Origin of the sequence: Pseudomonas sp. EpS/L25, assembly GCF_001512295.1 — a bacterium.
In the GTDB taxonomy this organism is placed as follows: Bacteria; Pseudomonadota; Gammaproteobacteria; order Pseudomonadales; family Pseudomonadaceae; genus Chryseomonas.
Genome location: NZ_LNUP01000013.1, coordinates 145,194 through 167,790 on the forward strand (window position 1 = coordinate 145,194; position 22,597 = coordinate 167,790).

The 22,597-nt window shown below is 57.4% G+C and carries 17 protein-coding genes; 1 reads left to right on the forward strand and 16 read right to left on the reverse strand.

Annotated elements, in window-relative coordinates:
* Positions 1-8 precede the first annotated feature (8 nt).
* Positions 9-977 carry a LysR family transcriptional regulator gene (locus AR540_RS14605; protein WP_059229931.1) on the forward strand — a complete coding sequence of 323 codons (969 nt, stop codon included), beginning with the start codon at positions 9-11 and terminating at the stop codon, positions 975-977.
* Here AR540_RS14605 and sbcD read toward each other — a convergent pair.
* The 16 genes from sbcD to AR540_RS14680 form a co-directional block, all read right to left on the reverse strand.
* Positions 944-2,149 carry an exonuclease subunit SbcD gene (gene sbcD, locus AR540_RS14610; protein ID WP_059230001.1) on the reverse strand — a complete coding sequence of 402 codons (1,206 nt, stop codon included), beginning with the start codon at positions 2,147-2,149 and terminating at the stop codon, positions 944-946. The two genes, AR540_RS14605 and sbcD, sit on opposite strands and share 34 nt — an antisense overlap.
* A 212-nt stretch (positions 2,150-2,361) precedes the next feature.
* Complete coding sequence (locus AR540_RS14615) at positions 2,362-2,856, reverse strand: type II secretion system protein M (RefSeq protein ID WP_160328345.1); 495 nt, start codon at positions 2,854-2,856, stop codon at positions 2,362-2,364.
* Between the two features lie 17 nt (positions 2,857-2,873).
* A complete protein-coding gene (gene gspL, locus AR540_RS24895) occupies positions 2,874-3,899 on the reverse strand; it encodes a type II secretion system protein GspL (protein WP_082707015.1) in 1,026 nt (341 codons plus the stop codon).
* Positions 3,900-4,050: 151 nt separating this feature from the next.
* On the reverse strand, positions 4,051-5,016 hold the full coding sequence (gspK, locus tag AR540_RS14625; RefSeq protein ID WP_059229934.1) for a type II secretion system minor pseudopilin GspK: 966 nt from the start codon (positions 5,014-5,016) through the stop codon (positions 4,051-4,053).
* 2 nt (positions 5,017-5,018) lie between these two features.
* A complete protein-coding gene (gene gspJ / locus AR540_RS14630) occupies positions 5,019-5,699 on the reverse strand; it encodes a type II secretion system minor pseudopilin GspJ (RefSeq protein ID WP_059229935.1) in 681 nt (226 codons plus the stop codon).
* A gap of 2 nt (positions 5,700-5,701) precedes the next feature.
* Positions 5,702-6,103 (reverse strand): type II secretion system minor pseudopilin GspI, encoded by a 402-nt coding sequence (gene gspI / locus AR540_RS14635; RefSeq protein ID WP_059229936.1) that lies wholly within the window; start codon positions 6,101-6,103, stop codon positions 5,702-5,704.
* 3 nt (positions 6,104-6,106) lie between these two features.
* Positions 6,107-6,634, reverse strand: a complete 528-nt coding sequence (locus AR540_RS14640; RefSeq protein ID WP_059229937.1) for a prepilin-type N-terminal cleavage/methylation domain-containing protein — start codon at positions 6,632-6,634, stop codon at positions 6,107-6,109.
* 2 nt (positions 6,635-6,636) lie between these two features.
* Entirely contained in the window at positions 6,637-7,065 is a 429-nt protein-coding gene (gene gspG / locus AR540_RS14645; protein ID WP_082707017.1) for a type II secretion system major pseudopilin GspG, read from the reverse strand.
* Positions 7,066-7,070: 5 nt separating this feature from the next.
* Positions 7,071-8,279 (reverse strand): type II secretion system inner membrane protein GspF, encoded by a 1,209-nt coding sequence (gspF, locus tag AR540_RS14650; RefSeq protein ID WP_059229939.1) that lies wholly within the window; start codon positions 8,277-8,279, stop codon positions 7,071-7,073.
* 43 nt (positions 8,280-8,322) lie between these two features.
* On the reverse strand, positions 8,323-9,825 hold the full coding sequence (gene gspE, locus AR540_RS14655; protein WP_059230002.1) for a type II secretion system ATPase GspE: 1,503 nt from the start codon (positions 9,823-9,825) through the stop codon (positions 8,323-8,325).
* A gap of 90 nt (positions 9,826-9,915) precedes the next feature.
* Positions 9,916-13,908, reverse strand: coding sequence for a calcium-binding protein (locus tag AR540_RS14660; protein ID WP_153014249.1), 3,993 nt, complete (start codon positions 13,906-13,908; stop codon positions 9,916-9,918).
* Between the two features lie 982 nt (positions 13,909-14,890).
* Positions 14,891-15,376 (reverse strand): ankyrin repeat domain-containing protein, encoded by a 486-nt coding sequence (locus AR540_RS24900; RefSeq protein WP_082707018.1) that lies wholly within the window; start codon positions 15,374-15,376, stop codon positions 14,891-14,893.
* Between the two features lie 50 nt (positions 15,377-15,426).
* On the reverse strand, positions 15,427-15,840 hold the full coding sequence (locus tag AR540_RS25425) for a hypothetical protein (protein ID WP_153014250.1): 414 nt from the start codon (positions 15,838-15,840) through the stop codon (positions 15,427-15,429).
* A gap of 140 nt (positions 15,841-15,980) precedes the next feature.
* On the reverse strand, positions 15,981-20,177 hold the full coding sequence (locus AR540_RS14670; RefSeq protein WP_059229941.1) for an RHS repeat-associated core domain-containing protein: 4,197 nt from the start codon (positions 20,175-20,177) through the stop codon (positions 15,981-15,983).
* Between the two features lie 456 nt (positions 20,178-20,633).
* Positions 20,634-21,677: a DUF4062 domain-containing protein gene (locus AR540_RS14675; protein ID WP_082707020.1), complete on the reverse strand. Its 1,044-nt coding sequence runs from the start codon at positions 21,675-21,677 to the stop codon at positions 20,634-20,636.
* Positions 21,678-21,895: 218 nt separating this feature from the next.
* The gene (locus tag AR540_RS14680; RefSeq protein WP_059229943.1) at positions 21,896-22,516 is read right to left on the reverse strand and encodes a tyrosine-type recombinase/integrase; all 621 of its coding nucleotides are present in this window, start codon (positions 22,514-22,516) and stop codon (positions 21,896-21,898) included.
* Positions 22,517-22,597 lie beyond the last annotated feature (81 nt).

The window sequence follows — 22,597 nt, forward strand, 5'->3', positions numbered from 1 at the left end:
TTCACAGGATGTCCCGCCAGAATATCAACCGGGCCTTCGAGATGGAGGTTTTCAAGACTGTCGTCGCAACCGAGGGATTTACTCCTGCTGCCCGGACCCTCGGCCTGACCACCTCGGCCGTCAGCAAGCTCGTCAGCCGCCTGGAAGCTCGCCTGGGGGTGAAGCTCTTGCATCGCACCACGCGCAGGCTCCAGCCCACACCGGAAGGCCTCCTCTTCCACGAGCGCTGTCTCCGTATTCTCGATGACATCGACTGCGCGGAGCACGAAGCTGCCCAACGCGGCTCGCCCCGTGGTCGTGTGCGCATCAACTGCCAGGTTGCCTTCGGCACTCATTACCTATTGCCCCAGTTACCTGTATTCCTTGCTCGTTATCCGGAGGTACAGCTCGATGTGGTGCTGAGCGATCAGGTGGTGGATCTGCTGACCGAGCGCTGCGACGTCGCCATCCGCACCGGCCCACTGCCGGACTCGCGCCTGAGCCAGCGCCGGATCGGTGCCAGCGATCTGGCACTAGTGGCCTCCCCTGCCTATCTCGAAAGCTCCGGCATACCGCGCTGCCCCGAGCAGCTACGCGAACATCGGGGACTGGCCCTGACCTACGCACGGCATCTGGACGCCTGGCCGTTCGTCGACGCCCAAGGCAACAGGCAACTCATCACCCCGCGAGGCCCATTACGCCTGGGCGATGGCGAAAGTCTGCGGCAGATGGCCTTGGCAGGCTTGGGCATAGCCCGGCTCGCGCGCTATCACATAGCCGCAGATCTGGCAGAGGGCAGGCTAGTGGCGCTTCTGGAAGGGTGGAATCCTCGCGACCGCGAAGAGATCCGGGCCATCTTCGTCGGTCCGGGGCGGCACCTGCCCGCCCGTGTGCGGGTATTGCTCGACTTCCTGGCGGAACAGTTGGCGCCAGAGCTGGCCGGAGCCTGGAATCTACAAGGCGATCAGGCGGGCAACTCGCCGAGAACCTCGCGGTAAAGCCCTTCCAGGCGGGTACGCAGTTCATCGTCCAGTTGCTCCTCGGCCAGGCGCTGCTGGAAGACGTCCAGCGGGCTGAGTTCTTCCAGCGTCTCGCGCTGGGTGCCCTGCAAGGTCGGCGCCGCTGCGCTGCGCGCCCGGCGCACCCGCAGTACCTCCAGCGGCAACTCGGCCACCAGGGCAGTGATGCGCGGCTGCAGATCGGCCAGGTAGTCGTCTCCCGCCACCACCACCTCGGCCCATACCGGGCACTCGGCGCTGCCGTCGGCCGCCGCCCGCGTCAAAGCCTCGCCCAGGGTGTCGAGCGTACCCTGCACCACCGCCAGGGGCTGGAAACAGGGTACCGCCAAGGGTGTCACCCGCTCCAGGCCTGCACCGAATTCCACCAGCAGGACCTCCTTGGCGCGCTCCTCGTCGAAGCTCAGGCACAGTGGCGAACCGCTGTAGCGCACCTGTTCCAGGCCACCGACTCGCTGGGGTCTATGGATATGGCCGAGGGCGATGTAGTCCGCCGGCGGGAAGGCGCTGGTGGGGAAGGCATCCAGGCTACCGACGTAGATCTCCCGTACCGACTCGCTGGTACTGGCCCCGACGGTGGTCAGGTGCCCGGTGGCGATGATGGGCAGGCCGCCGCCCAATTCGGCACGCCGCGCCTCGGCCAGGGCGTACAGCTCGGCGTAATGACCCTGGATGGCCTGTTGCAGCGCCTGGCGCTTGTCATCGGCGCTCTGCCCCGCCTGGCTCTGCACCACATCGCGCGGGCGGACGAAGGGAATGCCGCAGAGCAGCGCACCGATCTCGCCATCGCGGCGGCGCAGTTCCAGCAACTGATCGGCCGGCGTCGCGCTGACGCAGGGAATCACCCGGGTATCCAGACAGGCCAGCAACTCGCGCGACTCGGCCAGCACCGCGGCGGAATCATGGTTGCCACCCAGCACCACCAGGCTGGCACCCGTGCCGCGCAGGGCGACGATGAAGCCGTTGTACAGCTCGCGGGCATAGCTCGGCGGTGTAGCGGTATCGAAGATGTCCCCCGCCACCAGCACCACGTCCACCTGCTGCTCTTCCACCTGGCCCACCAACCAGGTCAGAAACGCCCGATGCTCGGCCTCGCGGGTGCGGCCAAGAAAATGCTGCCCCAGGTGCCAGTCGGAGGTGTGCAACAGGCGCAGGCCACCCGCGGGAGAGGCCTTGCGAGCACGCTTGGGCTTGGGTTTTTCCACCGGTGCGGCAGGGGGCAGATCGAAGAGCGGGAGGTTTTCCATGGGAGTAACTGATTCTCGAAGCAGGACTTGACGCGTCACACTAAATTGTACGGGCAAAAGCAAGTCAGGTGTAAAAACACCTCCTAAAACCATGCTTCAGTCGGCACGCCCCAAATAACCTAATATTTAACAACCAAGGAGCATGATACAACTCCCTGCTCGACACGGGACAACGTCAAACCCTCTACTTGAACATCATTCCTCTCAAGATAACCAATCCAGCCAACGAGCTTGTAAAAGTCCACTCGAGGGATACTGACAGAAAACATCCCACTTGGCGCAAGCTCGTACCGCTCGATATCAACCCCCTCAGACTTAGCAGTTCTAATGACTAAATCCTGTATGCTGGCAGAACTCTTTCCACGGCCTGATGGCCCCGCAGCGACAAACCCCCCAAGCTTGCTTCTAACATAATTATTAAGCTCGCGATTCGACTGCAACTCGCTCAAAGAGTTCTCGAAGCCCCTTAAGCCGGGAAGCACTATCAAGCTATAAATCAGCACTCCCACTAAAAACAAAACCAAAGTTCCGAGGGAAATTCTTTCGCGAGCGGACAGCCGCCCCCATTGCTCAGCGCCTTTGTTCTTTAGCGACTGGAGCGCCAGCCTATCCATGAGACGAGTCGTCGCCCTCATTTCCCGAATCCACTGACGGAAAAATGCGCCATCGCTTTTCCTTCTTCTTTACTGGCCGATCCCATCAGCACAGTATAGCCCTCTTCACCAAGCTTCTTTCTTAGCAGCTCGAGATCAGAAAACTCCGAGGACTTCATGTCCAAGGATGCCACGCCTTTTTCAGCACTCCAAGCAAAACTCACCACTTCCAACGAGGGTATAGTCGCCACCCGATCATTGATTATCGAAATTATAGAGATAATACTTTCACGACCTTCTCGTTTCGTATCATTCACGTGGCTATCCAGCTGAGCTCGCAAATTCACTATCCGCAAGTCTTCCGGAAAAGCCTTTCTGTAGATGGCAAGGCTATCAGCATACAGCTCACGCGACAGACCATCAAAGTACCGCACAGTACAATAATTAAATATCACCCAAAGCAGCAGCAAGAAAATACCGCCCAAAAACACTCCTCGCCACGCGCTCATTACCTTACTAGACTTATTTAAAGAAAACTCACCCTGCGCAACATCTGTACCCAGATGAAAATTAGCTGCAAGATAAGCATAAGGATTCGAGCGTTCAATGCCGTCCGAAGACGCAAAATCTGAAGATGCCTGGGGAGCATTTTCTATCAGCAAGGGGGATGAATTCAAAACAATGAATCCTGCAAGATAGCTATGGAAGGCCGAATACTCAGCATACCCAAAGCCGCCCCGCACTCCGTCTCTTCCTGAAAAAATCATGTTATCCCGACAAAACAGGAAATCACCATCCTTAGGAAGCAAATCGGCATCCACGTATATAGCCGTAACAACAACCCCTCGACTTTCGAAAAAACTCAGCCACATTGCCAGAATGTTCTTTCGTACCGCGATGACATCATAGGAGCCCATGCCCTTTTTCTGGCCAATAGCGAAATGCATTTCCTCCACACTTTCGGCAACCATTTCTTCGAGAGCATAAGTCACAGCTTGACGTAGCCAATGTGGCTTTACCGCAGGAAGGTCTACGACAAAAAAACTAAAGAAGCTTGCCGGCATTACTAAAAACGATCGACTTTCCCGAACAGGTCGAGGCTTGCTCTCCTAGAGTCCCGGTGACGACCTCACGGGCTGAAGAGACGTAGACTACAGGTAGCTCATCTGATAGTTCGTCAGCGTTGGACAATGCAGACAAAAAGAGGGCATCCATTTAAAGCGCTCGCCCACTACCTGTTTGCACAGCCACCGCCTGTGGCTGAGAGAGCTCACGGCCTATCACGCGTACTTCCCCTTTGGCATTCCTATGAAACGTGGAGAATATCGTCCTGCTATACCCTGCCCACTGCATATAAAAGGTCGCCCTGAAATATTCACTATTTACCGTCAACCCCCCAGGGTATATGGCCGCATCCCCAGAGGCGCCACCCAAAAACTCACTCAGACGTGAATAGCCATGATCATTATGGCTTCCCGTCAAGGCGGAGCCAGTCTTCGCATCCGAGTTACTCGATAAGCACGCGAGCACTGTATCCGAGGCAGTATTGACATTCAGACCGGTAGCCCCCGCCGGTAAAGCCACTACATAGGGCTCTATTTTCTTGTAGTCGGACCTGCTCATGCCAACCATCAAAAACTCAGAAGTATCATTGAGCAACGTAGCAGTACTGGCATCCTCCGCATTCGAAGTGGGCGCAGCAACCTGTCCTTCGTTCGATTTATCTGCAGACGCCTTCGCCCTTTGCCGAACGAGCAAGCGCTCGACGTAGACCTGATCGACACTGAACAGAGCCAATAAATTCTTGACACGCGTCAACTCCCCATCGTCTCCAGTGAGCGCCCGGTTGAGGTCCAACCGTCCCTGCAGATCCTCCACTACAATGATCATCTTGCCGTTTTCAATAGGAAAATCCTTAATGGGCTTGGCCCATGTTTCTCCCGAATGATCAATGTATGTTTTGGAAGCTTCTGACTGTCGCCAGTCTTCAGTGAGCAGCTGTGTCACCCAGGCTTCGCCCCCCAGCATGTAACTCCATGCCTGCCCCGATGAAACGCTGGCCGAGGCGAGGCGGATCATTAGGACTTGCCTGAAAAGCATTTCGCTCGCCAAGGCACAGACGATAGCGACTATTGCAAGCACCAAGATAAGAGCAACACCCTTTTGTCGCTGCCCGGCCATTCCTACCCAGCACCCTCTGAGTGAGTCGCGGCCCTGTCGCTTTCATCCCTTGCATCATCAGTAGGCTCTGGCAATAGAAAAAGACGATGAATACGGCCAAACAGCTTGTGCTGCAGACTCACTTCGATAGCCCTCGGCACACTGAACATTGGCTCTCTTCCTGGCTCCACGGGAGACTTCCAATCATCTCGCCACACACTTTTCGAATCCAAATATCTGACATTGAATACCAAAACATCGGACAAAACCTCCTGTACCCGAGGCTGTACAGGTCCACCGTCAGATAAGCCCCAGTAACTTCGCTGCAACCTGCCATCCTGTAACTGCCACCTTATATGCATGACCTTGGCTTGTCCGTCACCTGCAAGACTGCTCCCTCCTCGACGGATAAAGTCCAATGACCCTTTTGCATGGAGGTTGCCCCTCAAAGACTCTGGAACATCTTGACCTTTCGGTGGATACCGAAAAGACTCCAGCATAATCTGCTGCATATCTGTCTCCAGCATATTCACAGCCCTGATCAACGACCTAAGTTCCGCAGAATGCTTCGCGGTGACCTCGCGCCCCTCGATCATCACGCGTAGCGCCTGATAGGCGGCCAGTGCTATGAAGGAAAAGATGACAAGAGAAATCAACAGCTCAAGAAGGGTGAATCCATCTTGCCCTTCGCGCGAACGCTGCACCCTCAACGCTCCCAATATAGGTAAGTGGCCAGCCGAGCTGAGGAGCGCTGCTCTAGGGGCAAACTGGAAAAACCATCGGGTTCCGCTGCCACCCAGATGGTGACGCCTCGTAAACCTGGCCTTTGGGTATTCTCAACTACACTGAGGGTATCCCAGCGCTGATTGGCGAACTCCACTTCTCGCACTTCACGGCTGCTGACGAGGGGGCCGGTCGCGATCCTCATTTCGACGAGTCGATTTTCCGCAATCCACATCGCAAAGCTTCGCTCCTGTAGATGGATAAGATTGCTCGAAACCTGCTGTGAAGCGGCCAAGACAGCAGCTGCAATGACGGCCAAGATAGCCAAAGCCACCAGAATCTCCACGAGAGTGAAGCCGCCGGCAAGGCTTCGGCTACCTTTCATCTCTTACTCCTTGCGCCCCTCGGCGCTTGATATATTCAAGCCATCACTGGCCAAACTAAAAACCACTAATTTTGACTCATTTTCATATAGCGCTAAAGAAAATGGCGACAAGGATCCGTCGGGTGCCACTAAAACATTAGTTACTGCCATGCTTTCTCCGCGACCATCGACGAGTGTGCCAAGAGTCGCCACGCTGTCATCCTTTAAACTGAGCTGCAGCTTCAAGCCCTCGGGGAGCCGATGCGACTTATCAGCAGAGTCCATTACCCACAGCTCCTTGGCTTCATCAAAGATGAAAACCTGGTACTCATCTGGAGTCACGCTCAAGCGGTAATACCTGTACTCCAGCAGCGACTGATCCTGCATATACTCCAGCAAGCTAGCCAGCCTACTCCCTTCCAGCTTTCCCATTCGCTGCAGTGAGGGAGGCCCAACATTCACAACCGCCAGCGAGGTTACAATGCCCAATAATAGGAGGACGATCAGGATCTCCACCAATGTGAACCCCCTCTGGCGAGGGGATAGCGGCATTTTCACTTACTCCAATTATTGATATCAGCGTCCGCGCCTTCGCCCCCTTGCTTCGCGTCCGCCCCTAAAGAGTACAAATCAAAGGCACCGTGTTGACCGGGCGAAAGGTATAGATATTCGTTACCCCAGGGATCATTCGGAACCTGCTTCAGATAACCATCCTTGTTCCAGTTGCGCGGTATGGGATTACCGGCAGGCCTAGTAACAAGGGCGGCCAATCCTTGCTGGGTGCCAGGATAGACTCCATTATCAAGCCGGTACATTTCCAAGGCAGCCGATATAGCCTTGAGATCCCCTTGGGCCACTACTATTTTGGCCTGATCAGGACGATTCATGATTTGAGGCACCACCAAGGCAGCAAGCACTCCGATGATGACCACCACCACCATGATCTCGATCAGCGTGAAGCCTTGTTGTCTACTTTTTCTCACCGCTTTTACCCTACCAGTTGATTCAAAGAAAGGATGGGCTGCAAGATTGCCAACACAATCAGCAAAACGACCCCGCCCATAAAAATCAGCATGAAGGGCTCAAAGAGCCCAACCAACATAGTGAATTTCGTCTTCAGGTCGTTCTCTTGATTCAAAGCGCTGCGTGCCAGCATTCCGTCCAGGTCACCTGATCTTTCACCACTGGCAATCATATGCATCATCATTGGGGGAAACTCCTCGGTCGCTTCTAGCGCACGCGTCAGACTGCCACCTTCTCGGACTTTCTGAGAGGCCTGGATGACTCTTCCCCGTATCCTGACATTGCCTATTACTTCAGCAGCAATGGCTAGCGCCTCGACCAAAGGCACACCGCTGCGCGACAGGATGGAAAGTGTCGAAGCGAATCGAGCAGTATTGACAGCCCGGATCAAACCACCTACCAGGGGCAGTTTCAGCATCACCCCATGAAACTCGTGTCTGACTTTTTCTTTCTTCAGGAGCGCGCGACCTCCTAAAAAAAGCAGCGACAGGAAAAAAGCTATCAGCACACCATATGTACGTACTATTTCGCTCAAGCAGAGCAAGGCGCGAGTCAACCATGGCAACTCCTGCTTCGTATTGACGAACACCTTGACGATGTCGGGTACCACGGAGCCCAGCAGAAAACCTATTATCAGTATCGATACGCAGACCAATATGGAGGGATATACCAGGGCCATCTGGATTCTTTGCCGTGACGCCTGCTGCTGTTCGGTATAGTCCGCCAACTGCTCCAAAACCGTACCCAGATGCCCGGCGTGCTCCCCAGCAGCCACCGTAGCGCGGAAAAGGTCGGGGAAAGATGAGCGATACTCGGCAAGACTCGCGGCGAGCCCGTGTCCCTCCAGGACTCGCGAGCGGATGGCCAGCAGTATCGACTTGATGCGTCGCTCCTTGGATTGCGCAGCCGCAGCGCGCAGGGCCTCTTCCACCGGTAGCGATGCCTGTATCAGCGTGGCAAGTTGCCGGGTGACCAGGGCAAGCTCGGCCGCCGATAATCCCCTTGAAAATAGGCTCGGCTTATTGGCAGCACGGATGGTTGCAGGCTTGACGTCCAGAGGTACGAGCTGCCGCTCGCGCAAGAGCTGGCGAGCCTGGCGTGAGCTGTCCGCTTCGAGCACGCCCTTCTTTTGCCGTCCCTGCTCATCCAACGCCAGGAATTCGAAAGCTGCCATCTACTCGTCCGCCGTCCCTTGCGCGTCATGTGGGAGGGTGCCGTCAATCCTCTTGCGTTGCACGTATCACCTCCTCCAAGGTCGTACTGCCCTCCAATACCTTGCGTACGCCATCAAAGCGGATACTCGTGCTCGTCCGCCTCGCCAGGGCCAGCAATTCCTGTTCGGGCATTCCGCTATGAATCGCACTGCGCATACGCTCATCAAAGACGATGAGTTCATAGATGCCGGTTCGCCCTCGGTAGCCCAATTGCCGACAGCTTTCGCATCCCACGGCGCGATAGAGAAGGGTTTTGGATGCTGCCGATACTCCCAGGACCTGCTGCTCAGCCGTCGTAGCTTCATAGGGGAGCTTGCATGAAGGACAAAGCGTTCTCACCAGCCGCTGTGCCAGGACCCCAACGAGGGAAGATGACAATAGAAACGGCTCTATCCCCATATCCACCAGGCGAGTTATCGCACCGATCGCGCTGTTGGTATGCAAGGTGGACAGTACGAGGTGGCCGGTGAGAGAGGCTTGCACGGCAATTTCCGCAGTTTCCTTGTCGCGAATCTCACCGATCATCACCACATCCGGATCCTGCCGCAGGATAGCGCGCAGGCCCCGAGCGAAGGTCATGTCGACCTTGGTATTGACTTGGGTCTGACCAATGCCCTCTATGTTGTATTCGATCGGGTCTTCGACCGTCAGGATGTTCCGGCGCCCATCATTCAACTGAGCGATACTGGCATAGAGCGTCGTCGTCTTGCCGGAGCCGGTAGGCCCCGTGACCAGCAGGATTCCATGCGGTCTTTGGATGATGTCGAGCATGAGCCTGCAGTCGTTTTCGCCCATGCCGAGTTTGCTGAGGTCCAAGCGGCCGGCTTGTTTATCCAGCAACCTCAGCACCACACGCTCGCCGTTCACCGAAGGCAGTGTCGACACCCGGACATCCACCTCTCTGCCAGCGATCCGGAGCGCTATTCTGCCGTCTTGCGGGATACGCTTTTCGGCGATATCCAGTTTGGCCATGACCTTTATTCGTGAAACCAACAAGGCGGCCAGCTCGCGCTTGGGCTGCACGATTTCGCGGAGCACTCCATCGATCCGAAAGCGAATCAAAAGCCGCTTTTCGAAGGTTTCTATGTGGATATCCGACGCATTTTCCCGAATCGCCTCTCCCAGTACGGCGTTTATCAGCCGGATGATGGGGGCATCATCCTCCTGCTCCAACAAGTCTTCGGCCTCGGGCAGTTGCTCGGCGATACTGGCCAGATCCACATCGGCACTCATTCCCTCGACCATCTGCTTGGTAGCCGAAGAATCGTTCTGATAATGCAGGGTCAGTTGCTGATCGAATTCCGCATCGCTCAGCGAATGCATCAGGACCGGCCCACTGGCATAGCGCCTCGCCTCCTGTATGGCGGTCAGCAGGGCGCCTTCTCTCACCCACAACTCCATACGCGCCTGTCCCTTCGTCAGCAGCACGCCATGGCGTTTGGCAAACGAATAAGGCAGGCGCCGGAAGTCCTGGGGTGGAACAAGATCAGGTCTACCCTCAAGCATTTCCATACGGCCCCCAACATCTACGGACGCTTCCATCGGCCAAAGGCGTGGCCTGGGGTAACAGCGGAATGCTTGTCCCAGGCCTTAGCATCATTGGGTTTTCGTACCTGCAGTTATCGTCCACCGCAAACGTCCTAGTTGCAGAGGGATATTGGCGGGCTGCGTCACTGTCAGCGTTTGGCCGGCAGGCGTTTTCTGGTTGTAGCTCGCCTTGCCAAATACGAACACGTCGGGCGCTGATAGCCGGATATCTCCCCCGTTTACAGCAACGCTAGCCGTCGCGCCCGCCAACGCCTCTCCGAGGTTACGCAGCTCCGGGCGCACCACGATATCCACCATGCCTGGGTTCGACGGCGTAGCGCTGCGGGAGACGATTTGGTAATCGCAAACGAAGAGTTTCTGACCAGGTACCTCGTTATCCTTGTTGACCAACAGGATGTCCCGTATGCCGATATCGGAGATCTGATCGCCGTTCGCCTGGGGAGCCAATCTGAGTGCCACGGAACGATCACCATCGATCTTGCAATCATCGACGCCCTGCACGTAGATCCGCTGCGGCTGCGACCAGTTGCTCGAGTCGAAATGCAGATAGGGCTTTTCATTGAGCAGCCGTGCCTCGCCGGGGTCGTCGAGGCTCACATCCAGGGTGAGGCTACCGCCCGAGGCGGGCGCCTCGGTCAGGCTGACGTCGAAGGTCGCGACCGCCTCGCCCTGCTCATCCACATCGAGACGATCGAGGGGCCGCACCTGCACCTTGGAACTGGCCGGTGCAACCGTTATCGAGCAGCACGAGTCGATGATGCGCATCCCACTGGCATCCCTGACCACAGCCTTGATCTGGTAGCTGCCTGCCGGGATGCCATTCAGCGTTTGCGTATAGCGACCGCGGGTGACCGGCAAATCCTTGGCGATCTGGGTGGTATTGGCATAGATATCTATTACCGCGGTGCTTTGCGGATCGGTGGTTTCCCACTGGAAGGTGATAGCCCCCTCGGCCACACTCAGATCCTTGACCGGGTAGATGAACCGTACTCCCGGCAGTCGGTCGCCGGTGTTCTGATTCACGTAGAACCGCTGGGAATCGGTCCAGGGCGAGAAACGTCCCGCGCCATCGACTGCCCTGGCACGCCAGCTGTACCAGCTATGGTTCGGCAAATCCTGTTCCGGAGTCCAGGAAGTGACCAACACCTTACGGGCGGCCAGCAGTTGGCTACCGCTCCCGTTATAGAGTTCGATCTCGTAGCCGACCTGGTTTTCCCCTTCGCTGACAGCGTGCAGCGCAAGCGGCGGCCTCGGAGTATCCACCCAGGCGTTCTGCCCTGGGTTGTCGACCACCGGCGTGGCGGGCGGACCTTCCGGCTCGATGTAGAAGCTGCCTACCCGCCAATCCGATTCCAGCTGCCCATCGGAGGCCTGGGCGCGCCAGTAGTAGGTCTGATTGCCCACCAAGGTCGCCGGTATGCTCCACTGAAGAACACCATTCTGAGCCGTGAACCAGCCGGAATCCATGCTGCTTTCCGGTGCGAAGCGGGTATCGACGGAACCCTGGATGCGGTACTTGAGCGGTTGCCGCTCGGGGTCCGTGGCAGCCTCCAGGCGTAGCGTCAATCCCTGGGTCCGCGAGAGGCGCTGGCCGTTGGTAGGCCAGGCCAGGCCCGGTGCAGTGGGCGGCTTGTTGGCCAGGCTCACGCCGAACAGGCTGGGCTCGCTGGGCGTGATGGCGCCCCGGGCATCGACGGCATCGACTCGCCAGAAGTAGAACTTACCCTCTTCGAGATTTTCCGGGGAATGCCAGGAGGTGACACCGCCCTCGCCCGCAGCGATGCCGGTGGCTTTCACGACCGGATTCTGGAAGTGATCATCCTGCTCGGCGTAGACGACGATATTGTAGGTGATGGCGTCTTCATCCACGTCCTGGCTGTTGTTGAAGCTGAAGACCGGCTTGAGGTCGGCCACCAAGCCCATGGGGGTGGGTTTGAGCAACAGCGGAGCGCTGGGCGCATCGTTCGCCGTATCGATGAAGAAGCTGCCGTTGAGCCAGACACTGCTCGCCTTGGGCGAACTGACCTTGACCCGCCAGTAGTAGCGATGGTTGTCGAGCAACTCCTTACCCGACTGCAACTGCTCGGCCTTGACCAGCCACTCGGTCGTCCGGCTGCCCTCCTCGACGGCCGCGGACTTCGCCAGCAAGGTGGTCATGGCGGCGTCCTCGTAGAGCTCGAACCAGTAGCTCAAGGTGCCCTTGCTCAGCCGCGTGGTGCTGTTGGTCACCCGCAGGGCGGGATAGCGCAGGGCCACATGGGCATCGAGCGCGGGTTCGAGCAGGGTCGGCGGCAAGGGGGTGGTATCGTCCGCCCCCGAACCGCCGCTACCGTCGGAGCCTGAACCCGAGCCGCCTCCCGAACTACCGCCGCTACCACCGCCGGTATTACCGCCGGAGCCGCCTCCCGATCCGCTATCACCAGGACTCAAGACGGTGATGCCGACGGGCAAGGTGGTTTCGAGTCGACCATCGCTGGCCTTGAAATTGACCACGTAATGGCCAGCCTGCCCGCTTTGGGGCAACCAGTTGAAGGCGCCCTCACCCTGGCCACGGTCGACGAAAGTCGCCCCGCTGGGCAAGTTCGCCACCGAGAGGGCCGGCACGGTGCCATTGGGATCGCTGGCGCGGACCAGGAAGCCGACCTGCCCGCCCTCCTGAATGGAGCGGTCCGCCAAGGGCATGAAGACCGGGGGGCGGGGTTCAGCGCTCAGCTCGCCGAAATCGACGCTGTAGCTGCTCGCCGGCTGGGTATCGAAGACGTTCAGGTAGTAGTCGAAGGAACGGCCATCGGCCGCGCGCTCCTTGCTGAGCCAGGCATTGCTGGCCGACAGCGTGCGGCCATCCGCGCGCGCGACGCGCTGCAGGCCTTTGCTGCCGCTGAAGGGGTCGCGCACCTTGATGAAGCCGAAGCCGGCTTGCGGCGTCACGCTCAGGGTCAGTTGCCCCGCTCCTGAAGAGAGCTGGGCGGCGAGCGGCTTCACCGCCGAACAGTCCTGGCAGGGCGCGTTGCTCGCTTGCCCGGTACTGTCGGACTCGAAGACATAGAGGTCATCGCCGACGAAGGCCAGGAAGTCGCGGATCGCATCCCGGTTCGCCAGATCGACCAGGACATCGTGCACGAGGAAATGCGCATTGGTCGCCTCCACCAAGGAGGTCATGCGGCCGCCCAACTCGTCGGGGTGGCTGAAGGAAGCGGAAAAGTCGATGAAACGCCCGGAGAGGGAGCTTTCCATCAGCCAGCGTCCCACGCGATTACGGCTGGGGGCGATGGTGCCGAAATCCAGCAGCAGGGTCGGTGCCGCGGGCGCTTCGTCGACGAAGCTCTGGGTGATCTTGAAGTTGATGGCCAGGCCCATGTCGTTACCGACGATGTGGGGTTGGCTGGATTCCAGCTTCACGCTCTGGGCCGCGGCGCGACCACTGTTGCGGATGCGGATACCCAGGGTATAGGGCTCGGGCGGCTCGATCACCGACGTGAAGGCGTCATCGGCGATGATTTCCTTGGTCAGGAAATAGTCCAGCGTCAGTTGCGGCTGGGGTTTCACAATGATGGTGTCGGGCGCCACGGACAGGGACTCGACCTTGCCGCCGGCGTTGTAGCTCAGGCTGGCGCCCACGTCGTAGCGCTTGCCGCCCAGGCTGGTACCCGCCGCGCCGGCGGTGGGGATGATCACCCAGCGCAACACCCCGCTGGCCTTGGCGGCAATCACGCCATTGGTCAGGGCACCATCGGCTCCCGACTGGAGGGTGTCGACGTTCTGGCTGTCGTCCAGGCGAATGAAGAAGCTGGCATCGGTCGCGTCCGGATCGGAACTGGCCTTGACCACATGCCCCGAGTCATCCTCGAAGGACACCTGGATCTTGAGCTGGCTCAGGGCCACCGAATCGAGACCGTTATTGATCCGCATCGTGGCTTCGAACCCCTGGCGCTCGAAGGTCGCCTCCTGGGCGATCTCGATCAGGACCACGGCGCAGAGTTGGTCTTCTGCGTGGGCGCCCAGGCACCAGAGGGTAAGTAGTGCTGCAATCCATTGCTTCATCATTTTTTCGCCCAAACCCGATAAGGTTATTTATTTTCGCGCCAGCCGATCCTACTAGAGCCTTAAACTATAAGCTCAGAATAAATGATCCAAACCTCAAGCCCCACTCGCCATCTAAAATCCCCGCCCTAGTCACTCTATTAATATGCCTCACTACATATCGTGCTCACGCACTATTTTACGTTAGACCCTCAAAGACTTAGAGCATTGAGTCAGCCGTCAGCCACACCTACATTACTTGGGGCAAACCTGCTTGACAGGAAGGCCGTCTTTGTATGAATAGTACTCGACACACAATATGCCATTTATCTGAACATCTTTCTTTCCGATGTCACTCGCAGCGAAAAAGTCCGCTATCGAAGTACTACCCTTCTGACTCCAATCCATTTCATTCCAAGAATACCCTTGTCGCCAACTAGCCATACCTTTAAACGAAAAATAAGCAATAACCAGAAACGCAAGCATCTGCAGCTTGAGCAACTTTACTCTTTCCTCATACTCGAACGAAGGCACGATTTGCCTCTAAGAAAAGCGGCAAAATCTAGCGGGACTATTTTGCCTAGCATACAAAGATCCTTTTCACGCCCACGACACCAACCTCAGCGATCCCTCGATCATTAAAGCGTGCTTGAAACGCTAGGTGCGATACCACATTCGCCGAGCCATTTCGAGGCACAGCCCCTAAAGCAGCACTAAGCTCTTGAGGCGTCAGGTCGCACTTGGTAGCCACACTCGCATAGTCGAGCAGTGACTCAATCGATTGCCTATGTCCTGCGGCAACCTGTCTCAAACCATCGTTTTCGATTGCTAGGTTGAGCGTGGTCCATCCAAGCTACCCAATAAGAAAAAGCAAAATAACGATAAGCAAAATTTTCACATTCATCGGCCCGCTGCCTCACGACCAAAAGCTTTACAGTTATCTGTTATTACCCTATAGGGCCGATCACATGTATCAGCCTCACGCTTTCTGCGCTCCGCATAATCAATGACCTCTTGATAGGCTTATTTTATCAAAAATAGCAACCTTACCTTCTTTAAACAAATCCAAAATTTCGTTTTCCTCTAACAAACTAGCAACCCCAACTGGTGAAAGGCCATCATCGTCTAAGATCTCAGCATTTGCACCTTGCATTAAAAGATAAGCAACCGCATCTTTTTTACCCTGCTCGACTGCAAAATGCAGAGGTGTACATCCATGCTCACCCTTACAGTCAATATTGGCACCATAATCCAATAACAACTTGAGCGCATCAACATCCCCCCTGGTTGCAGCAATATGAATAGGCCTATCCCCGAACAAGCTTAGACTATTAACATCGTTGCATTCTATGCAGCTATACTCAGGAAGAGTGGAATACTCCTTCAGCAAGAGAGCAAGCTTTTTCTCAGCTGCACTGTTCACCACAGGACCTCCGTAAAAATCTTTCAAATCCTCAGGAGCCCCTCTAGCATTCTCAATCTCAGTCATATGACCAGCGTCATTAATACCAAATAAAGATTAGGCATACCTGCAAAAATTCAACTTGGATAAATTCTTTCAATCTCACCCATCAATCGTGCAAATCTTTTCTTATGCCATAAGCTTTTTTTGAAAAGCATATGATAAAGTCTAACCCTCCCAAATGTAACCTCGATATCAGCTGAGGCAACCAATGCATTGGATGAAGCCACACATCTCTCTCTATCGGTCAGCGAAAGCAGCTTTTTTATTTGCTCCGCGTCTAAATCATGCAACATCCTAAGAGCATGAAAGTAATAATTACCCCTACGACAAATCAACTTATGCAAATCAATAGATTCTTTTTCTCTATAATTTATCATCCCCTGGATCATTTCATTCTTATTTATAAAATAACCTAGACATTTTCTGTATGGCTCGCGCCAGTCTTCTGGAGGGGGAAGTTCCTCAAGCATTACACCTATGTTTTGCATTGAATCCTGACCTACTCGCCAAGTCGACACAAGCTCAGCTGTATCATTCCTTAATACTGCCAACAAAAAACCATTCGCATACGACTTTTTAGAGTCATATGTTACCGTATAATATTTATTTCGCGCTATCCGCCTTTTTCTCATAACATCAACCTATCAGCCTCAGGATTGTAGGGGCAATGCCTGGCTCGCGCCGCACGTACTAACTTCCCGAGAACCACACGAAGATCCTTAAGAATATCTTTATGTCCCTTATCCCCTCCACCATACCAACCATTCTGCTCTTTACGCATCTTTATTGTCCTTACTAAAATATCAATTTGCACTGCCAAATCATAACAATTATGATCATCAGGATTACAGGAACGCGCCTCTTTTTGTTCTTCTCTATCAGGCCAACTTTCACCTCCCGCCGGAACCCATTCCGGATAAGGAACATTGATAGATGCTTGAGGACTACTATCGCGAACCTCTGGTCCAATTGACGGATACATGTCGGCAGTAGAGCAGAGCAAGCAAGGTGCCATGTAGGGCAATATGGTACCATCCGGCGTTGCGACCCTCGGCCTTGGCGCCCTAAAGAGCCCTTTCAAATCCACATCAATAAGCGGATTACTACCTACATAAGCGTATCTATTGATACCTCCCTTTAGCCCAATCGGATCCCCCTGCACATACCGCCCAGTCTGTGGATCGTAATCCCTGAAGTAGTTGTAGTGCAGCCCCGTCTCCGCATCCCAGTACTGCCCCGGAAAGCGCAGCGGATTGTCGATCAGCGAGCGACTGACGCGAGTGGCGCCAAAGACCTGGGCGGTGGCCTGCCAGGTCAGGGTGCCGCGTTTGTCGAAGGCCACTTCCGGGGTGCCGAGGTGGCTGGTGCCGAAGTAGCTCACCGTCCAGGCGCCACTGTCCTTGCGCTTGGCGCGGGTGAATAGTGGCTGGCTCATCCAGGCGGCGGTGGGGTCGTAGCCGTATTCCTGGATCAGTGCCCCTGTCGCCGAGTATTCCGCTGCAAGGCCTTGCTGGTTATAGAGGTAGAAGGTAGTGAGCCCTTGGTCGGGCAGGGTCTTGCTGAGGCGACGCCCCAGGGGGTCGTAGCGGTAGGTGGCCACCAGGGTGGCATTCTTGCGCACCTCGGCCAGGCGGCCGCGGCTGTCGTAGCGGTAGGTCCAGTAGGGGCTGGCGCTCCCTTGGGCCAGGGTGCCATTGGCCTGAAGGGTGCCCTGTTCGAGCAGGTGGCCGTCCTGGTCGTAGCGGTAACCGATGCCGTTGCGGCTGACCAGTTGGTTGAAGGCGTTGTAACGCCAGCGGCTCGGGTCCAGTTCGGCCGTGGTCGCTTGCTGATCCAGGCGGTTGCCGACGCCATCGTAGGCGTAGGCTTCGGCGGTACGGCCATCGCCGCTGGGGTAGCGCGCCTCGGTCAGGTGGTAGCGGGTGTCGTACTGGTAGCGGGTGTCGCCCTGGGGGCTACCGAGGGTGACGAGGTTGCCGGCGGCGTCGTAGGTGTAGCGGTAGTCGAGCAGCGTCCTGCCTGCTGGGTCCTTCAGGGTGCGCAGGACTTGGCGCAGCAGGCCGTCGTAGGTGAGTTCCCAGGCGCTGCCGCCGGGAAAGAGCACGGCGCGTGGGGTGAGCCAGGCATAGTCCTGGTAGCTGAGGGTGCCTTCGCTGGGCAGGCTGAGGGCGGCCAGTTGGCCGTGGGCGGTGTAGCGGTAGTCGTAGGTCTGGTCTTCCGGGTTGGTGTAGCCCGTCACCCGGCCATTGGCGTCGTAGCGGTAGCTGAAGGTCTTGCTGAAGGCGGTGGGCGCGCTCTTGTAGGTGACGGTGGTGGCGGTGAGCCGGCCCAGTGCATCGTAGGTGTAGGCGCCGCGGCTGGTTTCGTCTTCGTAGCTGGCGAGCAGGCCCAGCTCATCGTAGCCGTACTGGGTGGTGGTTTCGCTGTTCTGGAAGGCTTGCCGCGTCTCGATCAGGCGGTTGTCGCGGTCGTACTGGTAGCGGTAGGTGCGTCCGTCGGGGCTGGTTTCCTGGGTGAGGTTGCCGACCGCATCGTAGGCGTACAGGCGGGTGGTATTGCCTGCGCTGCTGTCTCCCACTTGCGTTTCGCTAATGAGTCGGTCGAGGGCATCGTAGCGGTACCGGGTGATACGGCCCTCGGGGTCGGTGACCTGGGCCAGGTTGCCTTGGGCGTCGTAGGCGAAGCGGGTGATGCCGCCCGCTGCGTCGGTCTCGGAGACCAGCTGCTGCAGGAGGTTATAGCTGCGTTGCTGGGCGTTATCGGCGGGATCACGGCGACGCTCGACCAGGCCATCACGGCGGTAGTCCCACTGTTCGAGGCGCGTCTGGGTCGTCTCGAGGCTGGCGAACTGTTGCCGCTGCGCGGTCAGGCGGTTGCGGGCGTCATATCGATAGCTGTCCTGGGTGGTATTGGGGTAGCGGATCTGGCTCAGGCGTTCCTGGTCGTACTGGAAGAGCGTCTGGTTGCCGAGTTCGTCCACATCCGCCTTGCGGCGGCCACGCTCGTCGTATTGGTACTGGCGGGTGTTGCCCAGGGCATCGACGACTTCGGTGAGCTGTTGCGAGGCGTCGTAGCGGAACAGGCGTTTGGCCTGGAGGGCGTCGGTCAGGCTGAGCGGCTGACCTGCGGCATTGAGTTCGAGGGTGGTGGTGCTGCCATTGGGCAGGGTGGTCGAGATGCTTTGTCCCAGGGCATCGTAGGTGTAGCGCGTTTCCCGGCCTAGGGGCGTCTTGGCGGTGAGGCGATTGCCGACAGGGTCGTAGGTGCTGAGCCAGACGTGTCCCAGGGCGTCGGTGCGCTGGGTCGGGTTGCCCAACACGTCGTAGGTGTAGCGCGTTTCGTGGCCGAGGGGATCCTGGACGGAGGTGCGGTTGCCCTGGACGTCATAGGCATAGGCCCAGCGGTTGCTGCTACTCCCGGACGCCGAGGGACGCAGTTCCTGGACGATCTGGCCAAAGGCGTCGTAGCGATAGTCGAGGGTCAGGGCCTCGGCGCTATCCGCCGCGCGGATCACCTGTTGCAGGTTGCCTTGGGCGTCATAGCGGTAGCGCGTAACGCTCCCCACTTCATCCTTGAGCTCGGTGAGCAGGTTGGAGGTAGGGTCGTAGCGGCGGGTCTGCTCGCCCCCATCGGCATACTGGACGCGGGTGACCTGGCCCAGTCGGTTGTAGTCGGTGACGGTCTTGTTGCCGTGGGCGTCCTGCTCGATCATCTGGGCGATGTAGGGGGAAGGCGCCCGCCCCTGGCGCTCGGACATCTCGCGGGTGACGGCCAGGCTGCGGCCCGTGATCCGGTAGGCTTCGGCGAGCTTGGCGACATCGCTGGAGCGATCCGAGAGCAGATAGGTTCGGCTCAGCTGGGTTTCGCCGTTCACCGCGCGCCGGACCAGTTGGCCCAGGCGGTCATGCCAGGTTTCTTCGATCAGCCCGGACTGGTCTACCTGACGCACATAGAAGAGTTCGGTGTTCTGGTCGAAGCCGTAGGTGTAGGTGTAGGTGCGGCCGTCGGGCAGGCGATATTCCCGAACGCTGCCCTTGTTGACCAAGACATAGGTGGTGCGCTGCCCGAGGGGATCGGTGTAGCCGGCCAGGCCGTTGCCGTCGTAAAGGTAGAGCCAGCGTTGCCCACGGACATCGGTCACGGCGCTGAGGTTGTCGCCGCTGTATTCGTAGGTGACCTTGCGACCGCTGTAGTCCTGCAGGCGGACGAGCTGGTTGCCTTCATAGGTCAGGGTGATCACAGCTTTGCCGTTGTGATCCTTGACCGTGACGATGCGGCCCTGGGCATCCCGCTCGACGCTGACGGTGACGCCATTGCGTTGGCTGTAGCTCGTCATCCGACCCTGGGCATCGTAGGTGATGCTGTTGCCGGCGGCGTCCTGCCAGCGATAGCCGGCCAGGCCGCGTTGCAGGGCGACCAGGGTACGCCTGGGCATGTTGTTGAAGGTGACGTCCTGCCCCCGCACGGTGCTGCTGGCCCGCAGGTAGGTCTGCGCCGCCCGGATCACCGCATAGGGGCGGTCGGCATTGATGGAATCCGCCGCGCCCTGGGGGGCGCTGGGGTCGGCCGCGCCCAGTACCTGCAGATCCGCCCAGCGCTCGTTCCATACCCATTGGCCGTCTTTCCAGGTCCGCAGGATGCGGATGGGCCCACCGATGGCCTGTACCTGGAGATCGAGCACCTCCAGTTGCAGGGCTTCGGTGTTGTAGTGCGGCGGCGCGTACTGATGGTCCAGCCCTGGCGCCGCCAGGAGCGATGGGGCGACCAAGAGCAGCAGGCTGAGCAGCAGCCAACGGTAGAGCAGGCCAAGGCCCTCGATGTTCATCCCTTTCTCCTTGTCAGTCCCCGTCCGTGGGGGGACTGCTCGATCAACTGAGGCTGCAGCCGATACGGGCTGCAGCAGCCAAGCAACAACGTCCTTAGTGAGCCGAGCCGTTAGGGCCGGAGCACGATTCGCAATCAGGTGGAGGTGGGCAATGCTTGGCACTGCTCAAGGGGGTGGGCCGGGGAATGAAACCCCTTCCAGCGATCCCACATCAACGCTTTCTGGCTTTCGGTGTAGTAGATCCGAGGTCTTTGTTTCATCTGCAACACCCTCCTGCTTACGCAGGATTTAGTGTGTTGCGTTCACCGGTTGAATCCACAACCCAAAGCAGACGTTCGCATTGGCAGAAATCGGCTAAAAGTAGAGTGTCCTCAAGCAGAAGAAGTCCAAAAGCGCGTTGACCATCTTGGCGTAGATTTCTGCATTTCATTAGCCCGAAGGCTAGCTAGCAAGTCTCTAGGAAAGCTTGCGTCCAATTCGGAACAAAGCGTCTTCCAGCCACTGGTTGAAAACGCCCTGCGATGCTGGAATTAGCAGTTTTCTTTCCTCAATGTTTTTCTCACTGCGGTAAGGCATGGAGATCGACGAGGCAGGAGTGATCGGCGGCTCTGCGTAGACTTGATGAGAAACTCCGTAGATCCCCAGCTGGAACCAGCCTCCCTTACCTCGGCTAATCAAACTAAAAGCTTCTTCCGCAAAGCGTTTTAGCCGGCTGGGCGAGATGTAATAGGAGGCAAAATATTCGCCGCCCTTTCCTGGGGCTGCCAGAGGAATAGAGAGCCAGCTCATCCCATTATCGTGATGCCGCCAAGAGGCCTCCTCCGCGTCTAGGCCGGTGACGTCTCCCTCGTTAAATGACTTGTAACCGCCTTTGATAGAAACCAAGCCCGCCTGAGAAAGCTTGATAAAGAATTCATCATGCTGGGTGTGCATGGAACGCAATGTACCGGAGAGAATGGGCTGCGGCAGAAACACTAGCTCGAGGCGATCTTCACGAGGCCGGCTATTCCAATTTCGGCTGTTGCTACGATTCTGCAGGTGCTGAACGAACTCCTGTTCGGAAATGGCACTGCGAGCGGCTGCAAGTTGGCTTAGCCCCTGGATGATTTTGTCTGAGAGATCGCGATCATCTGTGAAGGTGGAGCGGAAAAGGCCGTCGACGTAATCGGAAACCTCCCAGTGGAAGCGCTTTTGGTCATCCTCGACCGGAACCTCTTCCAGAAAAGCCAGGATTGGCTTATTGGCAGCTTTGGCGCGATGGAATTCCTGCTGAGTGACGGACTCACCTGTGTGAGTTTTGAAGCCGAAGTCCGCGCCTAGAATCAGCACCACTACATCAGCGTGGTCAACCTCAGTCATGCATGCAACTTCAGAGGAATAGGGTCTGGCGCCAAAATCCTCACACATCACTGGGGTGTGCCCCAACAGAGAAACTGCTTTTTTGGCAGCCGCACGATAGTGCTCAAAATTACGTACTACAGAACTGATAAACACGTTCATAGCAGTCCCCATCACTAATAGGTCACATCCGTTTCGCCTCATCATACCGGCTGCTTTACTCGAAGTGACAGCTGTCGAAAAAAGCTAGCCGCTGAATAGCCCCCGATTTCGCGGATACTGACAGATCTTGGCCGCCAGCGGCCCTACGGCGATACGGTAGCTTAGGGTCGCTTCTGGCCGGATAGCGACGGCCCCGCAGCCGTCGCCAGGTCATGCGGCTATACCTCTGTCTGTTCGGCCATCTTCAGAGCGTCGTCTACCTCGATGCCAAGGTACCTGACAGTGCTTTCCAGCTTCGTATGGCCCAGTAGGAGCTGTACGGCCCTGAGGTTCTTTGTCCTGCGGTAGATCAGCGACGCCTTGGTTCGCCGCAGGGTATGGGTTCCGTACAAGGTTGGATCCAAACCAATCGCTGTCACCCAGGCTTTGACGATCCGTGCGTACTGCCGGGTGGAAATATGCTCGGAGTAGGCAAGTCTACTTGGGAACAGGAAGTTCTCGCTTCGAAGCTCGGCATGGCGTATCCAAGCCTCCACCGCTGAGCGTGTCTGCTCTGTGATCTCAAACTGCACCGGACGATGAGTTTTTAGCTGCATCACGATAGCTCTCGGTGAGACGTGCTCCCCGTGGGCTATGTCCCGCACGCGCAGCCTGGTGAGGTCACAGGCGCGCAGCTTGCTATCGATTGCCAGGTCAAAGCGAGCCAAGTCCCTGGTTTTCTGCGCAAGCTGGAGTCTGATGCGGATAGCCCAGATATCCCTTATCCGTAGCGGGGCTTTCTGACCAACGAGCTTTCCCTTGTTCCAAGGCTCGTGTCTGAAGACTGATATCGCTTTCATGGCTTGTTCTCCTCAGTGAGGGAGTACAAGCATGGGCCAGACCATGGGACGGAGCTATCCGACCCATCATCCGGCCGCCGA

Coding starts and splice junctions, on each gene's coding strand:
- gspL (WP_082707015.1), bottom strand. CDS start 3,899: ATGCCGGCAAGCTTCTTTAGTTTTTTTGTCGTAGACCTTCCTGCGGTA.
- gspI (WP_059229936.1), bottom strand. CDS start 6,103: ATGAAAGGTAGCCGAAGCCTTGCCGGCGGCTTCACTCTCGTGGAGATT.
- AR540_RS25425 (WP_153014250.1), bottom strand. CDS start 15,840: ATGCAAAACATAGGTGTAATGCTTGAGGAACTTCCCCCTCCAGAAGAC.
- AR540_RS14605 (WP_059229931.1), top strand. CDS start 9: ATGTCCCGCCAGAATATCAACCGGGCCTTCGAGATGGAGGTTTTCAAG.
- AR540_RS14660 (WP_153014249.1), bottom strand. CDS start 13,908: ATGAAGCAATGGATTGCAGCACTACTTACCCTCTGGTGCCTGGGCGCC.
- AR540_RS14615 (WP_160328345.1), bottom strand. CDS start 2,856: ATGGATAGGCTGGCGCTCCAGTCGCTAAAGAACAAAGGCGCTGAGCAA.
- AR540_RS14670 (WP_059229941.1), bottom strand. CDS start 20,177: ATGAACATCGAGGGCCTTGGCCTGCTCTACCGTTGGCTGCTGCTCAGC.
- AR540_RS24900 (WP_082707018.1), bottom strand. CDS start 15,376: ATGACTGAGATTGAGAATGCTAGAGGGGCTCCTGAGGATTTGAAAGAT.
- gspE (WP_059230002.1), bottom strand. CDS start 9,825: ATGCTTGAGGGTAGACCTGATCTTGTTCCACCCCAGGACTTCCGGCGC.
- AR540_RS14640 (WP_059229937.1), bottom strand. CDS start 6,634: ATGCCGCTATCCCCTCGCCAGAGGGGGTTCACATTGGTGGAGATCCTG.
- gspF (WP_059229939.1), bottom strand. CDS start 8,279: ATGGCAGCTTTCGAATTCCTGGCGTTGGATGAGCAGGGACGGCAAAAG.
- gspK (WP_059229934.1), bottom strand. CDS start 5,016: ATGGCCGGGCAGCGACAAAAGGGTGTTGCTCTTATCTTGGTGCTTGCA.
- AR540_RS14675 (WP_082707020.1), bottom strand. CDS start 21,677: ATGAACGTGTTTATCAGTTCTGTAGTACGTAATTTTGAGCACTATCGT.
- AR540_RS14680 (WP_059229943.1), bottom strand. CDS start 22,516: ATGAAAGCGATATCAGTCTTCAGACACGAGCCTTGGAACAAGGGAAAG.